We start from the raw sequence: 17,451 nt of genomic DNA, 5'->3' as shown, positions 1-17,451 counted from the left end.
TAGGCAATCTTGTTCTCAAGCCGCAGGAGGGGCCATCGGAGTGCTTCGGGTCAACGTGGGTACGTAGAGATGCATCACAGGCGCTGGTCAATGGCTCCGCACAAAATGCGCAGGCATGCCTGCCAGGTTGCTGGTGGGCAGGGCAGCCAGCGCTCCGTTCATAGTGCCCGCATTTTCCAGCAGTTGCAAGGCTAGGCGCTGCAGCTCCTGGGGGTTCTGCGTGGCAATGGTGGTGGTCCGTATGGGGCCGCCCAGATGGCGCTCGGCACAGGCCTGCAGCGTCATCAACTGGGACTGGGCCTTGCGGCGTTCGGCGGCCGTGTTGCTGTGCAACAAAGCCGCCACCATGCACGGCAACCCGGTGTGCAGGGCAATCTGCTTGAGGCTCTTGTAGCTGGTCATCACGCCCGCTGCCCCACTGCCCATGACCACCAGTGGCACCGTGGCCGTGTGGGTGAGCAAAGGCCCCAGGGTGGAGGCGGGGGCGTGAATCACCATCAGGCCATAGGTTCTGAAGTAGGGCAGCAGGCTCTCCATGGGCGAGCGTGTGTCGCCGCTTGCCTTGCGGCTCAGATGCTGCAGCCCCTTGGCCGCCGGAATCACGGCGAGCGAAGAGGCCGTGGCGCCCAGGTTGAGGCTGGCACCGTCATTCCATGTGGCATGTTGCAGCAGGTGCAGCAGCCCGGGGCTGTCGTCGGATTCCTGCGCCGTTCCGTCAAGCACCACCACCGGATAGCCCAGCCGCTGCAGGCTCGCACAGATCTGCCACAGCGTTTCCAGTCCATTCGCCGTGTTGCCCTGGCTGGCGACCGCCAGCAACCGAAGCTCCGCCTGCGGAGTGAGGCTGTGCAGGCTGGCGGCCTGGTGAAAACCCAGATCAAGCATCGACCAGCCCCCCCTCCGTCACCGTGTCGGGAGAGTGCGAGAAAAAGAAGTTCAGGTCCGTGGCCTTGGGATCGAACGCCGACTTGGCCGGCGCACGCATGGACGCGCTGATGAGCTGGTGCGCGTTAGCACGTTCCCAGTCCTCGGGTACGCGCTGGCCGTTGGTCACGCCGCGCAGCACCATCTGGTGGCGGATCAGTGCATCGATGGCGGGGCCCAGCTTCACGGCTTCGTCCACCTTGGACAGGATGGCTTGCTGCGATCCGTCGGTCTTGAAGGCGGTTAGCACGTCGTCCAGCGTGTCGCCATGGCAGCCCGCATTGAGCACCAGCAGACGGTTCACGTTGGGCAGGTCCAGCACGTCCAGCATGTCGCGCTTGCGCGGGTCGCGGGGTGCCACACCGGTGGTGTCGATCAGTACCATCTTCTTGCCGCTGAGCAGGCCCAGCAGGTCTTGCAAGGCTGCGCGGTCGTGCGCCAGGTGGGCCACGATGCCCAGCATGCGGCCATAGGTGCGCAACTGGTCGTGGGCGCCCACGCGGTAGGTGTCGAGTGTGATCAGGCCCACGCTACCAGGGCCGTGGATGCGTGCGCACATCGCTGCCAGCTTGGCGGTGGTGGTGGTCTTGCCCACACCGGTGGAGCCGACCATGGCGAAGATGCCACCCTGTTCGTAGAGGGGTGGATCGGTCTGGTCGGTCTTGAGGTTGCGCTCCAGCACCTCCATCAGCCAGCGCACCGATTCGCCGGCCGACAAGTCTTCCGGCATGCGTTCGAGCACGGCACGGGCCAGCGACGGGGAGTACCCGGCACGGATCATCTTGAGCATCAGGTTGGACTGGATCGGGTTCTGGCGCGCTTGACCCAGCCAGGCCAGCGTGTTGAATCGGTCCTCGATCAGTTCCTTCATCGCATGCAGTTCGTTCATCACGCTCTGCTGGTTGTTCGACTGGATCAGGTGGGCGCTGGGGGCCTCTTGCCGACGGCGCGGCGGCTCGGGCGGGATGTCCATCGGGATGGTGCGCAGCGGGTTGTGGCGTGCCACGGAAGGCGCGGGCATGCGCTCGCGTTCGGGCTCCTGGTCGCGGCTGCGTTCAGACAGTGTCTGGGGCTCCGACGGGCCGTTCAGTGCCTCGTGGCGGCGGCGCAGCATGCGTTCGCGCACATAGTCCTGGAACGACAGCGTGCTCATGGCCAGCTGTTCGGTGTCTTCCTCGACCGGGTTGCGGCCCAGGCCCGACGCCGCTGCCGGCTGGCTGGCGCGTTGTAGGGCGCTGCGCCCGGTGCTGGGCGCCAGCAGGGGCGCGTTGGAAGAGGCCATGGGCGCACCACCGTCCAGGGCAGACAGTGTGTCCTCGGCCGTGGCCACCACTTCGACGCCGTTGGCCGTGGGGCGGTTGGACAGGATCAGCGTGCCGTCGCCAAAGGCCATGCGCGCCTTGGCCAGAGCCTCCCGGGAGGTGGGGGCGGTAAAGCGTTTGATGTTCATGCTGATGCACCTTTAAGGATCGGCCCAATACGGATGGTGTGGGTCTCTGGAATTTCACTGTGTGCCAGCACCTGCAGGCGGGGCGCTACGCGGCGCACCAGGCGGGAGATGGCATTGCGGATCTGGTCGGGAACCAGCAGGCAGGCGGGCAGGCCCATCTCTTCCTGCTTGAGGGCCACTTCGGCGGCCTTCTGTGTGAGGATGTCGGCCACGCCCGGGTCCAGCGCGGGCCCGGCGGTGTTGCCCAGGGCTTGCACCAGCAGGCGCTCCAGGCCGGGCTCGATGGCAATGACGTTGAGCTCGCGGGTGGGGCCGTAGATCTGTTGCACGATGGCGGGCGAGAGCGCGATGCGCACGCGGCGGGCAAGCTCGACGGGGTCCGAGACGCCACCGGCATGCTCGGCCAGCGTTTCGATGATGGTGCGGATATCGCGGATGTGCACAGACTCTTCCAGCAGCAGCTGGAGGACTTTCTGGAACGTTGCGATGGAGACCATTTTTGGAACCACTTCTTCGATGAGCTTGGGGGCCAGCTTGGCCACGTGTTCCACCAGCTGCTGCGTTTCGGTGCGGCTGAGGAGCTTGGCGGCTTGCACTTGCATCAAGTGTGACAAATGGGTGGCCATCACGGTTTCGGAATCAACGACGGTAAAACCCGCCATTTGTGCGGCTTCCTTTTGCCGGTCGTCGATCCAGTGTGCTGGCAGACCAAAGGCGGGGTCGGTGGTGGCCGTGCCGATCAGTGGTGTGGTGATGCCGCCGGGGTTGATGGCCAGGAACATGCCCGGGAAGGCCTCGCCTTCGCCCACCACCACGCCACGCAGCGTGATGCGGTAACCGCTGGGCTTGAGTTCGAGGTTGTCGCGCACGTGCACGGCAGGGGGAAGGAAGCCCACTTCTTGCGCAAACTTGCGGCGCACGCCCTTGATGCGGGTGAGCAGATCGCCCTGGCGGCTCTTGTCCACCAGGCTGATGAGGCGGTAGCCCAGCTCCAGGCCCAGCAGGTCCACGGGCTGCAGGTCGTCCCACGTGGCCTCGCCATCGGTGACGGGTGGGGGTGGAGCTTCGACCACGGGCGGCACCTTCTGCCGTTCGTACAGCACCCAGGCGCCGTAGCCCAGCAGGCCGCCCATGGTCAGGAACACGACATGCGGCATGCCGGGGATCAGGCCCAGCAGGATCAGGATGCCGGCCGTGACACCCAGCACGCGGGGCGACATGAACAGCTGCTGCACGATCTGGCGGCCCATGTCATGGTCCTTGCCCACGCGCGAGATCACCATGGCAGCCGCCACCGAGATCAGCAGGCCCGGAATCTGCGCCACCAGCGCATCGCCAATGGCCAGCAGGATGTAGCTGTCTGCGGCTTGCTTGGCCGACAGGTCGTGCTGCAACACACCAATGGCAAAGCCGCCAATGATGTTGATGAGCAGGATCAGGATGCCCGCGACGGCGTCGCCGCGCACGAACTTGGAGGCGCCGTCCATGGAGCCGAAGAAGTTGGCTTCTTCTGCCACTTCTGCGCGACGACGCTTGGCTTCTTTTTCGTCGATCAGGCCGGCGTTCAGGTCGGCGTCCACCGCCATCTGCTTGCCGGGCATGGCGTCCAGGGTGAAGCGGGCCGACACTTCGGCAATGCGCTCCGCGCCCTTGGTGATCACCACGAAGTTGATCACCACGAGGATCGCAAACACGATCAGACCAACGGCGAAGTTGCCGCCGATCAGGAAGTGGCCGAAAGCCTCGATCACTGCACCCGCTGCACCCGGGCCCTGGTGGCCTTCGAGCAGCACCACACGCGTAGAGGCCACGTTCAGCGACAGGCGCATCAGCGTGGTCAGCAGCAGCACCGAAGGGAAGGCCGCGAAGTCCAGCGGACGCAGCATGTACGCCGCCACCATCATCACCATCAGCGCGACGGCAATATTGAGCGTGAAGAAGGCATCCAGCAGCCAGGGCGGGATGGGCAGCACCATCAACGCCAGAATCGCCACCACCAGCAGCGGTGCCGACAGGCCCTGCAGGGCGCTGGCGTTGGTGCCCGCCCATTGCTGCAAAGACTTTACGGAGGTGTTCATACGGCAGCACCTTGCACCGTGGTGCGGTTCAGCGGATCGAGTTCAGGCGGCACGAAAGGCTCCACCAGGCTGTCGGGCATGCGGCCTTCGCCACGCAGCGCGGCCTTCAGGCGGTACACATAGGCGAGCACCTGGGCCACGGCGGTGTAGAGCGTGGCGGGGATGGCCTGGTCCAGTTCGGCATGGGCATACAGTGCGCGGGCCAGCATGGGTGACTGCAGCACGGGCACGTTGTGCTCCTTGGCCACGTCACGGATCTTCATGGCGATGAGGTCGGTGCCGCGCGAGATGACCTGGGGCGCGCTCATGGTCTTCTCGTCGTACTTGAGGGCCACCGCATAGTGGGTGGGGTTCATCACCACAAAATCGGCCTTGGGCACGGCGCCCACGCTGGCGCGATCGGCGATCTCGCGCTGCTTCTGGCGGATGCGGCCCTTGGTGTGGGGGTTGCCGTCCGACTCCTTGTGCTCCTGCTTGACTTCCTCGTGCGACATCTTCAGTCGCTCCTTGAAGAAGTACGCCTGCAAGGGCACGTCCACCAGCGCCGCCAGGAACACGACGAGCAGCAACAGGCTCATGCCCGAGGTCAGCCAGTCGGCAATCTGGCGAATGGCCATGGGTGAGGGCTGCAGCACCAGCATGGCGACGGTTTCGATGCTGTTGCCCAGGAACTTCCAGGCCACATAGGTCAGGATGGCTGTCATCAGCACCATCTTGGCCACGTTGGCCATCTGCTGCTTGGAAAACAGGTTGGCCAGCCCGGAGATCGGGTTGAGGCGGCTGAACTGCGGCGTGATGGGCTTGGCGCTGAGGATCCAGCCACCGGCCCCGATGGCGCTGATCAGCGCCGCGGCACTGGTCAGCGCGGCAAACACCGTGCTGGCGATCACGCCCACGATGACCATGTCCTGCAGCCGGGAGAGCATGGTGCCCGGTGCCATCACGGTGGCGGCATTGAACGCCAACTGCTGGCTCATGGCCCACTGCAGGCGGTCCATCAGTTGGGGGGCCAGCAGCAGCATGCACGCGGCGCCCGCACCCAGGATGGCCAGGTGCGACAGGTCGCGCGAGCGCGCCCCTTGGCCGTCTTCGCGCGCTTTTTGCAGCTTGCGCTCTGACGCGGGGAGGCTTTTTTCTTGGCTGGATTCCATGGTGGCATGACGGCTGGTGTCATGCCATTGTCGTGAGCGACCTGGAAATCTAAAGGCTGATAAGGGGGCTGCAGCCCCCTCTTTTCGGTAGTGCCCGGGGTGCTTTCAGTGGAGGGGCTTCACCTGGGCTGCACCTTATACCCTCACCCTGGTACTTCAAAAATGATAGCGCTCCGCGCATGCTGCACTAGCACTTGAAGCCAAAAATGCCGAAATTTCAGGGTCAGAAGCCCAAGCTGGCCAGCAAATCGTCCACCTGGGACTGGTCGGTGACCACGTCGGGGGTGTTCTCCGGGTCCACGACGGGGCCTTGCAGATGCGCAGCGCGAGCGGGTTCGGTGGCGACCTGGGCGTTGGGAGGGGCCGTCTGGATGAGCAATTGCACCAGCTGCTCTTCGATGGTGGCCGCCAGATTCACCACGCGCGCAATCACCTGGCCGGTGAGGTCGTGAAAATCCTGCGCCATCATGATTTCCGTGAGGTGCGTGTCTGCCTCTTTGGTCACGCGCTCCACGTCGGTCAGGAAGTTGAAGATCTCGCCCTTGGCCACGGCAGCCACCGGGTCGGCCACCAGGGAGGTGACAACCCGCCGCGTTTCCGTCGCGATGTAGTCGTGCTGGGCCTTGGCCTGTTCGACGCGGTTGAGCACCTTTTCGGCGGCTTCCCCGGTCAAGCGCGCGATGTAGGACAGTCGGCTCTGGGCGTCCGGCAACTCGCCCATTGAGCCGCGCAGCTTGTCGGCATAACCCAGTTCGTTGAGGGAATCGTGAAGCTGGCGCGTCAGCAGGCCGATTTTGTGGTGAACATCGGCAGGCTGGCTGTTGTCCGGTGTGTCGTCCATGGTGTCATAGCCCCATCTTCTTCAGAATCAAGGTCACCTTCTCTTCCAGAGTCGCCTTGGTGAAGGGTTTGACGATGTAACCCGCTGCGCCGCCCTGCGCGGCGGCAACGATATCTTCCTTGCGGGCTTCGGCAGTCACCATCAGGACGGGCAGGTGTTTGAGCTTGTCGTCCTTCTTGATCTCGGCCAGCAGCTGGAAGCCGTTCATGTTGGGCATGTTGATGTCGGTCACCACAAAGTCAAACTTGCTGTTGCGCAGCTTGTTGAGTGCAGCGACGCCGTCTTCGGCTTCATCGGCGTCAGCAAACCCGCTCTCTTTGAGCAGATTGCGAACGATGCGTCGCATGGTGGAGAAGTCGTCAACGATCAAAAAACGAAGGGCTGTGGTCACTTGGGACCCTTTCAGTCGAGATTTACTGTAAGCATTGTCATAGGCGGCAGGTTTGGTGACAAGTCGTAACCGTTACCTGCTTGGGGGGGGATTTTCCCGCTTTTCCGTCAACAGTTCTGTAGACGTGATTTCGGGGATCCCTTTGCCCATGAGCCGTTCTTCGGCCTCGCGGGTCAACACCGTGATGGTGATGCGCCGGTTGGAGGGAGAGCGTGGGTTCTTGGGATCCAGCAGATCACTGGCGGCCAAGCCCACCACGCGGCCCAGTTTAGCGTCTGGCATGCCGGCAGACACCAGCTCCCGCCGCGAGGCGTTGGCGCGGTCTGCCGAGAGCTCCCAGTTGCTGTAACCCTTTTCGCTGTTGCCATAGGGCACGGCGTCGGTGTGGCCAGCGAGGCTGATGCGGTTTTCGACGCCCCCCAGGGCGGCGCCGATTTCACGCAGGATGTCCCGCATGTAGGGTTTTACCAACGCACTGCCGCTGTCGAACATGGGGCGGTTCTGGTCGTCGATGATCTGGATCTGCAGGCCGTCGGGCGTGATGTCGATGCGAATCTGCGATTTGTACTCGTTCAGGCGCGGGTTTTCAGTGATCAGTGCATCGATCTTGGCCTCCAGGGCCTTGATGCGTTCCTGGTCCTGCCTGGCGCGTTCTGCCCGCGCTGCATCGATGCTCATGCGGCGCTGCTTGGCCTCTTCCACGTCGGAGCGGCGCACCTGACCATGCACCTTGGCCAGATCGTTGCCACCACCCGGAATCACGCTGGAGCTGTTGCCGGCACCATCCCCGCCCGTCATCGCCACCTTGAGCGGTGACGAAAAATAGGCGGCAATGCCCTGCAGCTCGCCCTTGGCTGTGGACCCCAGCAGCCACATCAGCAGGAAGAACGCCATCATGGCCGTCACGAAGTCGGCGTACGCGATCTTCCAGGCACCGCCATGCACCGCATGGCCGCCTTTCTTGATGCGCTTGATGATGATGGGCTGGAGTTTCTTTTCTGCCATGGTGCTGGGGCGTGGCGAGGCGGGTGTGCTGGCTGCGAAGGCTTACTTTTTGCCCTTCACATGCCCTTCCAGTTCCGTGAAGCTGGGGCGAACGTTGGAGAAGAGCACCTTGCGGCCAAACTCAATGGCCGTGGCGGGGTTGTACCCCTGCATGCTGGCCAACAGGGTGGACTTGATGCATTGCAGCTCCTTGGCGGCGTCCTCGGTCTTTTGCTCGACCAGACCGCCCAGGGGTTCCACCACACCGTAGGCCAGCAAAATGCCCAGGAACGTGCCCACCAGCGCCGAACCGATCATGCCCCCCAGCACCGAAGGCGGCTGGCCCACCGAGCCCATGGTGTTCACCACCCCCAGCACGGCGGCCACGATACCGAAGGCGGGCAGGGCGCCCGCCAGGCGCGCGAGGGCCGCGACGGGGGCATGGGCCTCCTGGTGGTGGGTGTCGATCTCGCTGTCCATCAGCGCCTCGATCTCGTGGGAGTTGAGGTTGCCCGACACCATCATGCGCAGGTAGTCGGTGGTGAACTCGATCACATGGTGGTCGCTACCCACCGTGGGGTATTTCTTGAAGATCTCGGATTCGTGGGGCGCTTCGACATCCTTTTCAATCGCCATCAGCCCCTCCTTGCGGGCTTTCTGCAGGATGTCATAGAGCATGGCCATCAGCTCCATATAGCGCTCCTTGGTGTACTTGGAGCCCTTGAGCGCCATCGGAAGGGCCGCCAGGGTGGCCTTGATCACCTTGGGCTGGTTGTTCACCACAAACGCACCCAGGGCGCCACCCAGGATGGTGACGATCTCAAAGGGCAGTGCCTTGAGAATCACGCTGATATTGCCCCCGTGCATGATGTAAACACCGAAGATGCAGCCGAGGCAGACGACGTAACCGATGATGACGAACATGCTGTGTGCGGTATGAGATACGGCTAATGGAGAGGCGCTGCCGACAGTGCGCCTGCAGAAGGAACATCAGGGCGCGAGCGCATTGTTCTTAAATGTATCGGATTGCAGTAGCCGGGGCCAAGGACCGAATGACTGTAGGGGCTCGACAGTTCACTCATGCTAGCGCATGGCACGGGCAGGTGGTTCAAAAAAAAGAGGCCAAATTGGCCTCTTATGCTCTGTGGGTGGGCTATGGCTGCTCATTTGTTTGAGGCGCCGGCTTGTCCACTTGGCGCTTAACCCTTCAAAAGTGCCAATACGCCCTGGGGAATCTGATTGGCCTGGGCGACCATTGCGGTGCCGGCCTGTTGCAGGATCTGGGCACGCGACAGGTTGGCAGTTTCAGCGGCAAAGTCGGCGTCCTGGATGCGTCCACGCGCTGCCGACATGTTCTCCGACGACACGTTCAGGTTGGCGATGGCCGTTTCGAAGCGCGCCTGCAAGGCGCCATAGTTGGCGCGTTGCCCGCTGATGGCTGCGATGGCTGAATCCACGATGGCGAGCGTGCGGTTGGCGCCATCCACAGTGCTGACGTCCATGTTTTGCACGGTCTGGATCTGGCTGCCTGCGGCGGTCGCGATATCAAGAAAGCCCCCGCCTGCAGCAGCACCAGCGGCATCGATTGCGCTGAAGGATTTTGACGAGTCGAGTGTGATCTGGCCGGTAACTACCAGTGCGGTGCCTGGGACGGTGGCGGCGCCGCCGTTTCCTGCAATCCCCGCGCCTGCGCCCCCAATCAACGCACCCCCCGCAGCATCCGTGATATCGATGGTGTTGGCCGCCAGCGAGTCATTGGCGATCTTGATGTCATTGCCCGCTGCATTGGTCAGCACTAGGCCCGTTCCGCCGTCATTCACCCGGGCAACGACGCCAGTTTTGGCCGCCGCGTCGTTGAATGCCTTGGCGGCGTCGCTCAAACCATCGTTGTTGATCGGGCTACCCACGGTGAAGGAAATGGTGACCGCCTGCGCATCACCGTTGTCCGAGGCGAGCTTGAGGGTGTAGGAGGTGGCGGCAGTCAGGCCCGACAGGCCAATTTCCGTGCGCGCGCTGGCACTCACCCCGGTTTTTTCGGTTTGTGCATTGACCAGCGCCGCCGTATCCTTGGCCGAAGCGCCGGCAGGGTAGGGGATGGCGACGCTGCCATACGCGCCATTGACAGTCAGTGTGCTGCCGGTAATGGCGGACGCTCCGATGACACCTTGTGCGACTACTGCGTTGGGCGTGCTGCCCAGCGTCAAATCGCCGGCACCACCCGTCGTGGTGGCCGCTGTGCCTCCAATGCGGTAGTTGCCGTAGGCGTTGGTGCTGAAATTCGAAGAAGTGGCTGTAATGGTCTGGTTGGCATTGGCACCGACCTGGAATGCCGCGCTGGTGAACGAGCCGTCCAGTAGCTTGCGACCATTGAACTCTGTGGTTTTGGCAATGCGGTCCAATTCGGAAGTGAGCTGGTTCACTTCGGCATTCAGCGCCTGGCGGTCAGAAGCCGAATTGGTGGCGTTGGCTGATTGCACCGACAATTCACGAATGCGCTGCAGAATGTTGCCAGCGCCGCCCAGTGCACCTTCTGCCACCTGTGCGAGCGATATGCCGTCATTGGCATTGCGGGCGGCTTGATTCATGCCGCGAATCTGGGTGGTGAAGCGTTCCGAGATCGCGAGGCCCGCGGCGTCGTCTTTGGCGCTGTTGATGCGCAGGCCAGAAGACAAGCGCTGAATGGAAGTGCTCAGAGACGCTTGGCTCATGCTCAAGTTGCGCTGGGCAGTCAGGGAGCTGACGTTGGTGTTGATAGTGGCTGCCATGGATATGCTCCTTAAAGGCTTTGAAAACCAAATCTGCGCCGGTAGAAGCCCCACCGTCCGGCAGACAAGACGGGAACGATGGGTGAATTGTGAAAGTCCGATGCCCAGCGCAGTGGCGGGATAAAGAGCACAAAAACCCCGTAACTTGTGCGTTCCGCCCTAAAGTTTTCTCGCCAGCAACCGAAAACATTTGCAACGGGACGTAATTGACCCGCCGTTCTACAGAAGCCAGGCTGGCGCTGTGAACCGTATAGCCGGGTGCCTTGCCTGGCACCAGGTTGGCGGCAACGCCATATTCAGTCAGTTCTTTTCAGGAGATTTGCCATGGCAGCTACCATCAACACCAACGTCGCTTCTTTGACGGCCCAGCGCAACTTGGGCATGAGCCAAGCGTCGCTCAACACTTCCATTCAGCGTTTGTCTTCTGGCCTGCGCATCAACAGCGCCAAAGACGACGCTGCTGGCTTGGCCATCTCGGAGCGCTTCACCTCGCAAATCCGTGGTCTGAACCAGGCTGTACGCAATGCGAACGACGGTATCTCTTTGGCGCAAACTGCTGAAGGCGCGCTCGCATCTTCCGGCAACATCCTGCAACGTGTTCGTGAACTGGCAGTGCAGTCGGCCAACGCCACCAACTCGGCTTCTGACCGCCAGGCGCTGAATGCCGAAGTGAACCAGCTCACTTCCGAGCTGGACCGTATTGCCAAAACCACCGACTTCAACGGTCGCAAGCTGCTGGATGGTTCGTTCACCAGCGCAGCTTTCCAGGTCGGCGCCAATGCCAACCAGACCATCACTGCAACCTCTTCCAACTTCAGCACCAGCGCTTACGGCAACTACCGCGTGGGTGCCACGGCTGCAACCACCACGGGTGGCGCTGGCGATCTGACGCTGGGCAGCACCGCCGGTGCTGTAGTGGCTCAGGGTGATGTGGGCGCCTCCGCAATCACTGGCGGTACCCTGGACGTAAACGGCGCTTATGGCAGCCAGCAAATCACTTACGCTGCAGCCGCGTCGGCAAAAGATGTGGCGGCGCTGGTCAACGCACAAACTGAAAAGACCGGCGTCAGCGCTACGGCACGCACGGAAATCGGTCTGGGCGGTTTGACTGCTGGATCGTCTTACACGCTCAAGGTGGCGTCGGATAACGCTACGGGCCAAGCCGTGACGATCTCGTTCACCGTGGGCGCGCAACTCAATAATGACGGCCTGAGCGACGCTGCCAAGGCATTTAACGACGCCGCTGCCAAAACGGGCGTGACAGCGCGTGTCAATGACGCTGGGGATGGCTTGGTGTTGACCAACGCCGCTGGTAACGACGTCAAGATCGTCAACGATTCGGTAGCTGCCAACACGATTGACGTTACCAATGCAGATGGCACTGCGTTGGCTGGCGGTGCTGGTGCAGGTATTGCTGGTGCAGCAGGTGCGGGCGCGTTCGGTACAGACGACCTCGTGGCCACCGGTCAGATTACTCTCGATTCGTCGAAGTCGTTCAGTGCAGTGGACTCAGCCGGCGGTGCGTCGGGTGGTTTCCTGTTGGCCGCCACTTCGACGGCGAGTCAGATTCAAACTGTTCAGAATATGGACGTCAGTACGGTGGATGGAGCCAATCGCACCTTGGCTATCGTGGATGCCGCACTGTCGGCCATCAGTGGCCAGCGCGCCAGCTACGGCGCCTTGCAAGCGCGTTTTGAGAGCACCGTGAACAACCTGCAAAGCACGTCGGAAAACACGTCGGCGGCGCGTGGACGTATCCTGGATGCTGACTTCGCAGCAGAAACTGCCAACCTGTCGCGCTCGCAAATTCTGCAACAAGCCGGCACGGCGATGGTGGCCCAGGCCAACCAGTTGCCACAAGGCGTGTTGGCTCTGCTGCGTTAATAGGCGCTCATCGGCTACCCGGAACTCGCAGCCCTTTGGGGCACGGGTTTTGGGTGCGAAGCGGCGGTGATTGATTCGCCGCCGCTTTTTTGCCTTTGCAAAGAATAACGCAAGGCGGTAGATTGGCAGGGTTCTCAGGTGTTTTTTTGCAGGCTGTCGGCGTAAAGGTCTTCGATAATTCTTGGCTGTAACCCGCAACGCTTTTAGGAGATGGATCATGGCTAGCTTTTCATCAATAGGCGTGGGGCTTGGTGGCAGTGTGGATGTCAATGGACTCATCAAGGCCTCCGTGGATGCGGTCAAAATTCCAATCACTAAGACAAATGGGTTGAACGACCAGGCTTCGTTCGTGAGCGCAAAAATATCGACCTTCGGGCAGCTCAAGTCCATGGTTTCCGATTTGTCTGCTGCGGTCAGCAAGCTCAATAGCGTGACCGGTTGGAATGCTGTAACAACGACTTCGTCGAACACGGACTATGTCTCGGCGACCGCCACAGGTGGCACTGTTGCGACATCATTCAGTGTGGAAGTACAAAGCCTCGCCAAGGCCCAGACCATGGCCTCTGCTCCATTGCTTCCGGTGGGGGGCTTTCTGGGTGTGGGAGCTTTGAAGTTGGAGCTAGGAACCCCCCAAACAATTGCAGCAGGTACGGCCACTTCTATTGAGCTTGGTATCGGCCCTAACGACAAATTGTCCGATGTCGCGGGCAAGATCAATGGCGCTAACGTAGGCGTTACCGCAACCATCCTTTCGGATGCATCTGGCGAAAGATTGCTACTGCGTAGCAAAACAACGGGTGCGGACGCAGGGTTTCGGCTTTCTGTGACCGACGGGGATGGCAACAACACAGATGCGTCAGGGCTATCGCGTCTTGTCAACGGTGCAGCAATTGAAGCGGGCGCCAATGCGCAAGCCACGGTCAACGGTATGGCGGTTTCTTCTGCAACCAATCAGTTTGTCAATACCGTGGCTGGTGTCACATTCAATGCCGTCAAGGTAACAACGGCCCCTGTTGAGATCACCGTGGCTAAAGATGACACGGCAGTTAAAAGCAATATTGATGCTTTTGTGAAGGCCTATAACACGCTTAACCAAGCGCTGAACAACATCACGAAGTACGATAAGGACACCAAGACTGCCGGTCTGCTGCAGGGGGATTCGACGGCGATTGGCTTGCAGAATGCTTTGCGAAATGCCATCCAGTCATTGGCTGGCGGGACTGGTCCGTTTCGTAGCCTTTCGGACATCGGAGTTGTGTCTGCCGGAGGGCTCTCCAACTTGTCCCCTACCGGCGATCTGGAGGTGAACGCGAGCAAATTGAACAAGGCGCTGGAGAACCCAGATGCTGTCAAAGCGATGTTCCGTGGGCCTGATAGTGGAGGGGGCAACGACGGTGTTGCCGAAAAAATCAATGCTGTGACTGCTGGTCTCCTGTCCACCACCGGATTTTTTGCAAGCAAGGACAAGTTGCTTCAGGGGTCTCTCAAGTTGAATGCCCAGGAAATACAGCGAGTGAACGACCAAGCAGATCGCTTGGAAACAAGCCTGAAAGCGCGTTACACGGCACTGGACAAGCAGATGAGTCAGCTGAATGCACTGAATGCCTACATTGCTCAGCAAGTGACGACATGGAATAAGTCGTCTGGATAGTTTTGCTTTAGTTTTTCCGACGTTGGTCGATAAATAAAACAACATATAGCAAGGATGCAAGCATGTTCAGCGCCTACAGCCCCCGTGCAGCCAACGCTTATCAGCGCATCAACGTAGAGACCAGCATGCACACGATCGACCAGCACCAGCTGGTCAGCTTGCTGTATGAAGGTGTTCTCAACTCCATTGCCACGGCCCGTGGCGCCATGGCGCGTGGCGATGTGCTGTGCAAAGTCAACGCCGTTTCCAAAGCTATTCGCATCATCGAGGAGGGCTTGAACACGGCGCTCGACAAGGTGGATGGTGGTGAGCTAGCCCAAAACCTGGGCGCTCTTTACGACTATTGCATCCACCGTCTGATCCTGGCCAACGCCCGCAACGACGATGCCATGATGCAAGAAGTCATGCGCCTGATCGAGCCCGTGGCAACGGGATGGAATGAAATCAAGAAGTCGGGTGCAGGTGCTGCCGAAGCACCCGTCTCGGGCCAGCCCGTGCTGGTGGAGGCCTGACCATGTCCCACATGCTGATTGACTATTACAAGGCGATTGAAGACAGCAGCGCCAAGATGCTGGAGGCCGCCAAGCTCAAGGACTGGGATGGTGTGGTGCGTTACGAAGGCGCTTGTGCCGTGCTGATCGAGCAGTTGCGCTTCAAGTCCCAAGAGCACGAGTTGCTGCCCGAGCACCGCCGTGAAAAGACCCGCATCATGCAGCGCATATTGCGAAACGATGCGCAGATCCGCTGCCTGGCCGAGCCTTGGCTCGCGCAGTTTGAGCATTTGTTCGAGGGTCAGCCCCAGATGATGCATTGAGTGCGTGCTGCGCGGCACGCACAAGCTGTTGCGAGGCAGTGGCCTGACCGTCGAAGGGGGCGTCTATAGGGGTTGAGTGGCTTGTGGGGTGCTGGCCTAGTAGCCAGGCGGTGCTAACCGCAAGCTCTTAAGGCGCGCAGCGCTGAACACAGGGGGCAATTTCGGTCTACAAACGCTCAAATCTCAGGGGTTTGAGCCTAATTCGTACCAAGCGCTAGTGCGATATGCCTTTGTTGCTATCAAAAATATAGTTTCTTGTGTTGGCGCAGCGTGATGCCACACAGTTGCCGGTTGAGAGGCGAGGGCTCACTGCCCCGCTCATCGTCACACCTGCATGTTCATGATGTCTGTGTACGCCTGCACCATGCGGTTGCGTACATGCAGAGTGGCCTGAAAGCCGATTTGCGCTTTCTGGATGGCCACCATGGTCTCCTCGAGGCTCACGGAGGGGTTTTCCATTTGCACCTCCTTTTGCATGTCGGACGATTTGTTCTGCGCGGCGCTCACAGATTGCAGTGCGCCCTTGAGTGCGCCGGAGAAGCCGACTTCATTGCCCGTGGTTTGCGGCGCTGCGGCACGGCGCGCGACGCCAGCGCCCGTCAGCGGGGCGGTTGAGCTGGAGATGCGAAGGTCCATGGCGGTATCCGTAGGGGAATGGCGGTATGCTGCGTATCCTAGCTACCGGCCCAACATGCATCGCGCTGAATAGATGGACAAACGGACGGCTTATCCAGCGAACATTTTGGGGGCGTGACCGAATAATCGACCCCACGCTAGGTCTGTTGCAGGGCCTGCTTTAATGGAAAGCAAGATGTCTGCTGTTGCTGAAGTCCCTCTCAATCCGCTCCCGACGCCGGCCAGCCCCAATTGGCTGCAGCGGCTGTCCGCCCTCGACCGGGCGCAGCGCATGCGGCTGGGTGCGGGCGTGGCGCTGCTGGTGGCTGCAGCCGTTGCGGCCGTCGTGATGGGGCGCCAGCCTGACTACCGGGTGCTGTTTTCCAATCTGGGTGACAAGGATGGCGGGGCCGTGGTGGCCCAGTTGTCCCAGATGAATGTGCCCTACAAGTATTCGGAGGGCGGCGGCGCCATTCTGATCCCTGCGGAGCGGGTGCACGATGTGCGCCTGCGGTTGGCCACTCAGGGCTTGCCCAAGGGCTCCGTAGCGGGTTTCGAGCTGATGGAATCCAGCAAGTTCGGGATGACGCAGTTCCAGGAGCGCCTGAACTTCCAGCGCGGGTTGGAGGGTGAACTCACCCGTTCCATCCAGGCCCTGTCGTCGGTGCAAAGCGCCCGTGTGCATCTGGCCTTGCCCAACCAGAATGGGTTTTTCCGTGAGCAGCAAAAGCCCTCGGCCTCGGTGCTGGTGAGTCTGCACCCCGGGCGCATTCTGGACCGCGCCCAGCTCGCGGGTATCGTGCACCTGGTGGCTTCCAGTGTGCCGGAGCTGGCGCCGTCGGCCGTGAGCGTGCTGGACGACACGGGCAAACTGCTCTCTCAGTCGCCCGACAGCACGGCCGGTGCCGAAATCAATGCCCAGCAGCTCTTGTATGTGCAGCAGCTGGAGCAACAGTATTCGCGCCGCATCATGGACATCCTGGAGCCTGTGGTCGGCCGCGACAACGTCAAGGCCCAGGTCACGGCCGAGGTGGATTTTTCCCAGACCGAGTCCACCTCCGAGCAATTCCGCCCCAACCAGACACCGGACTCCAGTGCTGTGCGCAGTCAGCAAGTGCTGGAAAGCCGTGGCAGTGCGACCAAGACCGCCACGGGTGTGCCGGGCGCTGTCGCCAACCAGCCTCCTGCTCCCTCCGCAGCGCCCATTAACGGTGCCAACCCCGCGCCCAATGCGGGCGGGCAGCAGGGCACCGAAGAGCAGTCCAACAAGCGCGAGTCCACCACCAACTACGAAGTGGACAAGACGGTGAAGGTGGTCCGTGGAAGCACGGGCGCCGTCAAGCGGCTGAGCGCTGCGGTGGTGGTCAACTACCAGTCGGCTGAAGACAAGGGCAAGACCGTGACCAAGGCGCTCACGCCCGAGCAGATCGAGCAGATGACGGCGCTGGTGCGCGAGACCATTGGCTTCAACCGTGAACGTGGCGACTCGGTGAACCTGATGAACACACCGTTCCAGGTCACTGCTGTGCCCGCTACCGATACCCCGCTGTGGAAGCAGCCTGAGGTGGTGGACCTGGCCAAGACCTTTGCCTGGCCGGTCGGCGCGGTTCTGTTTGCCGCTCTGGTGCTGATGGGGCTGGTGCGTCCCGCACTCAAGGGCGCGGCGCCGGCCAAGGCGGGTGGCGCCAAGTCGGTGGCTGGCGGTCAGCTGGATGCACTGGAAGCAGAGACCCCCGAGCGTCCGGCATTGGCGGCACCCGTCCGCAAGGACGAGGTGTTGCCAGCGACCCCCGAGCAGCTGCGCCTGGAAGACGCGCGCACGCTGGCCAAGGAAAACCCGGTCGCGGTCGCCAATATTCTCAAGACCTGGCTGAACGGCGACCCCGTTTAGTGGCCGATACCG

Annotated in this window: 15 protein-coding genes; 5 read left to right on the top strand and 10 right to left on the bottom strand. The window is 61.5% G+C overall.

What is annotated here, in order from left to right:
• Positions 1-87: 87 nt before the first annotated feature.
• The 9 genes from C8C99_RS12160 to C8C99_RS12120 all read right to left on the bottom strand — a co-directional run bounded on the left by C8C99_RS12160 (position 88) and on the right by C8C99_RS12120 (position 10,584).
• On the bottom strand, positions 88-885 hold the full coding sequence (locus C8C99_RS12160; RefSeq protein ID WP_108625887.1) for a hypothetical protein: 798 nt from the start codon (positions 883-885) through the stop codon (positions 88-90).
• Positions 878-2,374, bottom strand: a complete 1,497-nt coding sequence (flhF, locus tag C8C99_RS12155; RefSeq protein WP_108625886.1) for a flagellar biosynthesis protein FlhF — start codon at positions 2,372-2,374, stop codon at positions 878-880. Before flhF ends, C8C99_RS12160 begins: the two co-directional genes overlap by 8 nt.
• Positions 2,371-4,452, bottom strand: coding sequence for a flagellar biosynthesis protein FlhA (gene flhA / locus C8C99_RS12150; protein WP_108625885.1), 2,082 nt, complete (start codon positions 4,450-4,452; stop codon positions 2,371-2,373). The genes flhF and flhA overlap by 4 nt, the downstream gene beginning before the upstream one ends.
• A complete protein-coding gene (locus C8C99_RS12145; RefSeq protein WP_108625884.1) occupies positions 4,449-5,603 on the bottom strand; it encodes a flagellar biosynthesis protein FlhB in 1,155 nt (384 codons plus the stop codon). The genes flhA and C8C99_RS12145 overlap by 4 nt, the downstream gene beginning before the upstream one ends.
• 223 nt (positions 5,604-5,826) lie before the next feature.
• Positions 5,827-6,444 carry a protein phosphatase CheZ gene (locus tag C8C99_RS12140; RefSeq protein ID WP_108625883.1) on the bottom strand — a complete coding sequence of 206 codons (618 nt, stop codon included), beginning with the start codon at positions 6,442-6,444 and terminating at the stop codon, positions 5,827-5,829.
• 4 nt (positions 6,445-6,448) lie between these two features.
• The gene (gene cheY, locus C8C99_RS12135) at positions 6,449-6,835 is read right to left on the bottom strand and encodes a chemotaxis response regulator CheY (RefSeq protein WP_010466076.1); all 387 of its coding nucleotides are present in this window, start codon (positions 6,833-6,835) and stop codon (positions 6,449-6,451) included.
• A 72-nt stretch (positions 6,836-6,907) separates the two neighbouring features.
• Positions 6,908-7,840 (bottom strand): flagellar motor protein MotB, encoded by a 933-nt coding sequence (gene motB / locus C8C99_RS12130; RefSeq protein ID WP_108625882.1) that lies wholly within the window; start codon positions 7,838-7,840, stop codon positions 6,908-6,910.
• 42 nt (positions 7,841-7,882) lie between these two features.
• Positions 7,883-8,743, bottom strand: coding sequence for a flagellar motor stator protein MotA (motA, locus tag C8C99_RS12125; RefSeq protein ID WP_056648254.1), 861 nt, complete (start codon positions 8,741-8,743; stop codon positions 7,883-7,885).
• A gap of 275 nt (positions 8,744-9,018) precedes the next feature.
• Positions 9,019-10,584, bottom strand: a complete 1,566-nt coding sequence (locus C8C99_RS12120; RefSeq protein WP_108625881.1) for a flagellin — start codon at positions 10,582-10,584, stop codon at positions 9,019-9,021.
• 324 nt (positions 10,585-10,908) lie between these two features.
• On the opposite strand from C8C99_RS12120, the gene C8C99_RS12115 reads away from it, so the two are divergent.
• The 4 genes from C8C99_RS12115 to C8C99_RS12100 all read left to right on the top strand — a co-directional run bounded on the left by C8C99_RS12115 (position 10,909) and on the right by C8C99_RS12100 (position 14,933).
• Positions 10,909-12,468, top strand: coding sequence for a flagellin (locus tag C8C99_RS12115; protein WP_108625880.1), 1,560 nt, complete (start codon positions 10,909-10,911; stop codon positions 12,466-12,468).
• A 217-nt stretch (positions 12,469-12,685) separates the two neighbouring features.
• Positions 12,686-14,119 (top strand): flagellar filament capping protein FliD, encoded by a 1,434-nt coding sequence (gene fliD / locus C8C99_RS12110; protein ID WP_108625879.1) that lies wholly within the window; start codon positions 12,686-12,688, stop codon positions 14,117-14,119.
• Positions 14,120-14,181: 62 nt separating this feature from the next.
• Positions 14,182-14,631, top strand: coding sequence for a flagellar export chaperone FliS (gene fliS, locus C8C99_RS12105; protein ID WP_108625878.1), 450 nt, complete (start codon positions 14,182-14,184; stop codon positions 14,629-14,631).
• Between the two features lie 2 nt (positions 14,632-14,633).
• Positions 14,634-14,933 (top strand): flagellar protein FliT, encoded by a 300-nt coding sequence (locus C8C99_RS12100; protein ID WP_007860919.1) that lies wholly within the window; start codon positions 14,634-14,636, stop codon positions 14,931-14,933.
• A 324-nt stretch (positions 14,934-15,257) separates the two neighbouring features.
• On the opposite strand, the gene fliE is transcribed toward C8C99_RS12100, so the two are convergent.
• Positions 15,258-15,569, bottom strand: a complete 312-nt coding sequence (fliE, locus tag C8C99_RS12095) for a flagellar hook-basal body complex protein FliE (RefSeq protein ID WP_056648275.1) — start codon at positions 15,567-15,569, stop codon at positions 15,258-15,260.
• A gap of 175 nt (positions 15,570-15,744) precedes the next feature.
• Here fliE and fliF point away from each other — a divergent pair, with 175 nt between their 5' ends.
• Complete coding sequence (fliF, locus tag C8C99_RS12090) at positions 15,745-17,439, top strand: flagellar basal-body MS-ring/collar protein FliF (protein ID WP_108627138.1); 1,695 nt, start codon at positions 15,745-15,747, stop codon at positions 17,437-17,439.
• Positions 17,440-17,451 lie beyond the last annotated feature (12 nt).

Origin of the sequence: Acidovorax sp. 107 (assembly GCF_003058055.1) — a bacterium.
In the GTDB taxonomy this organism is placed as follows: domain Bacteria; phylum Pseudomonadota; class Gammaproteobacteria; order Burkholderiales; family Burkholderiaceae_C; genus Acidovorax.
The sequence above is the reverse complement of the archived record's forward strand: the minus strand, read 5'-3'. Positions and strand labels throughout refer to the sequence as shown.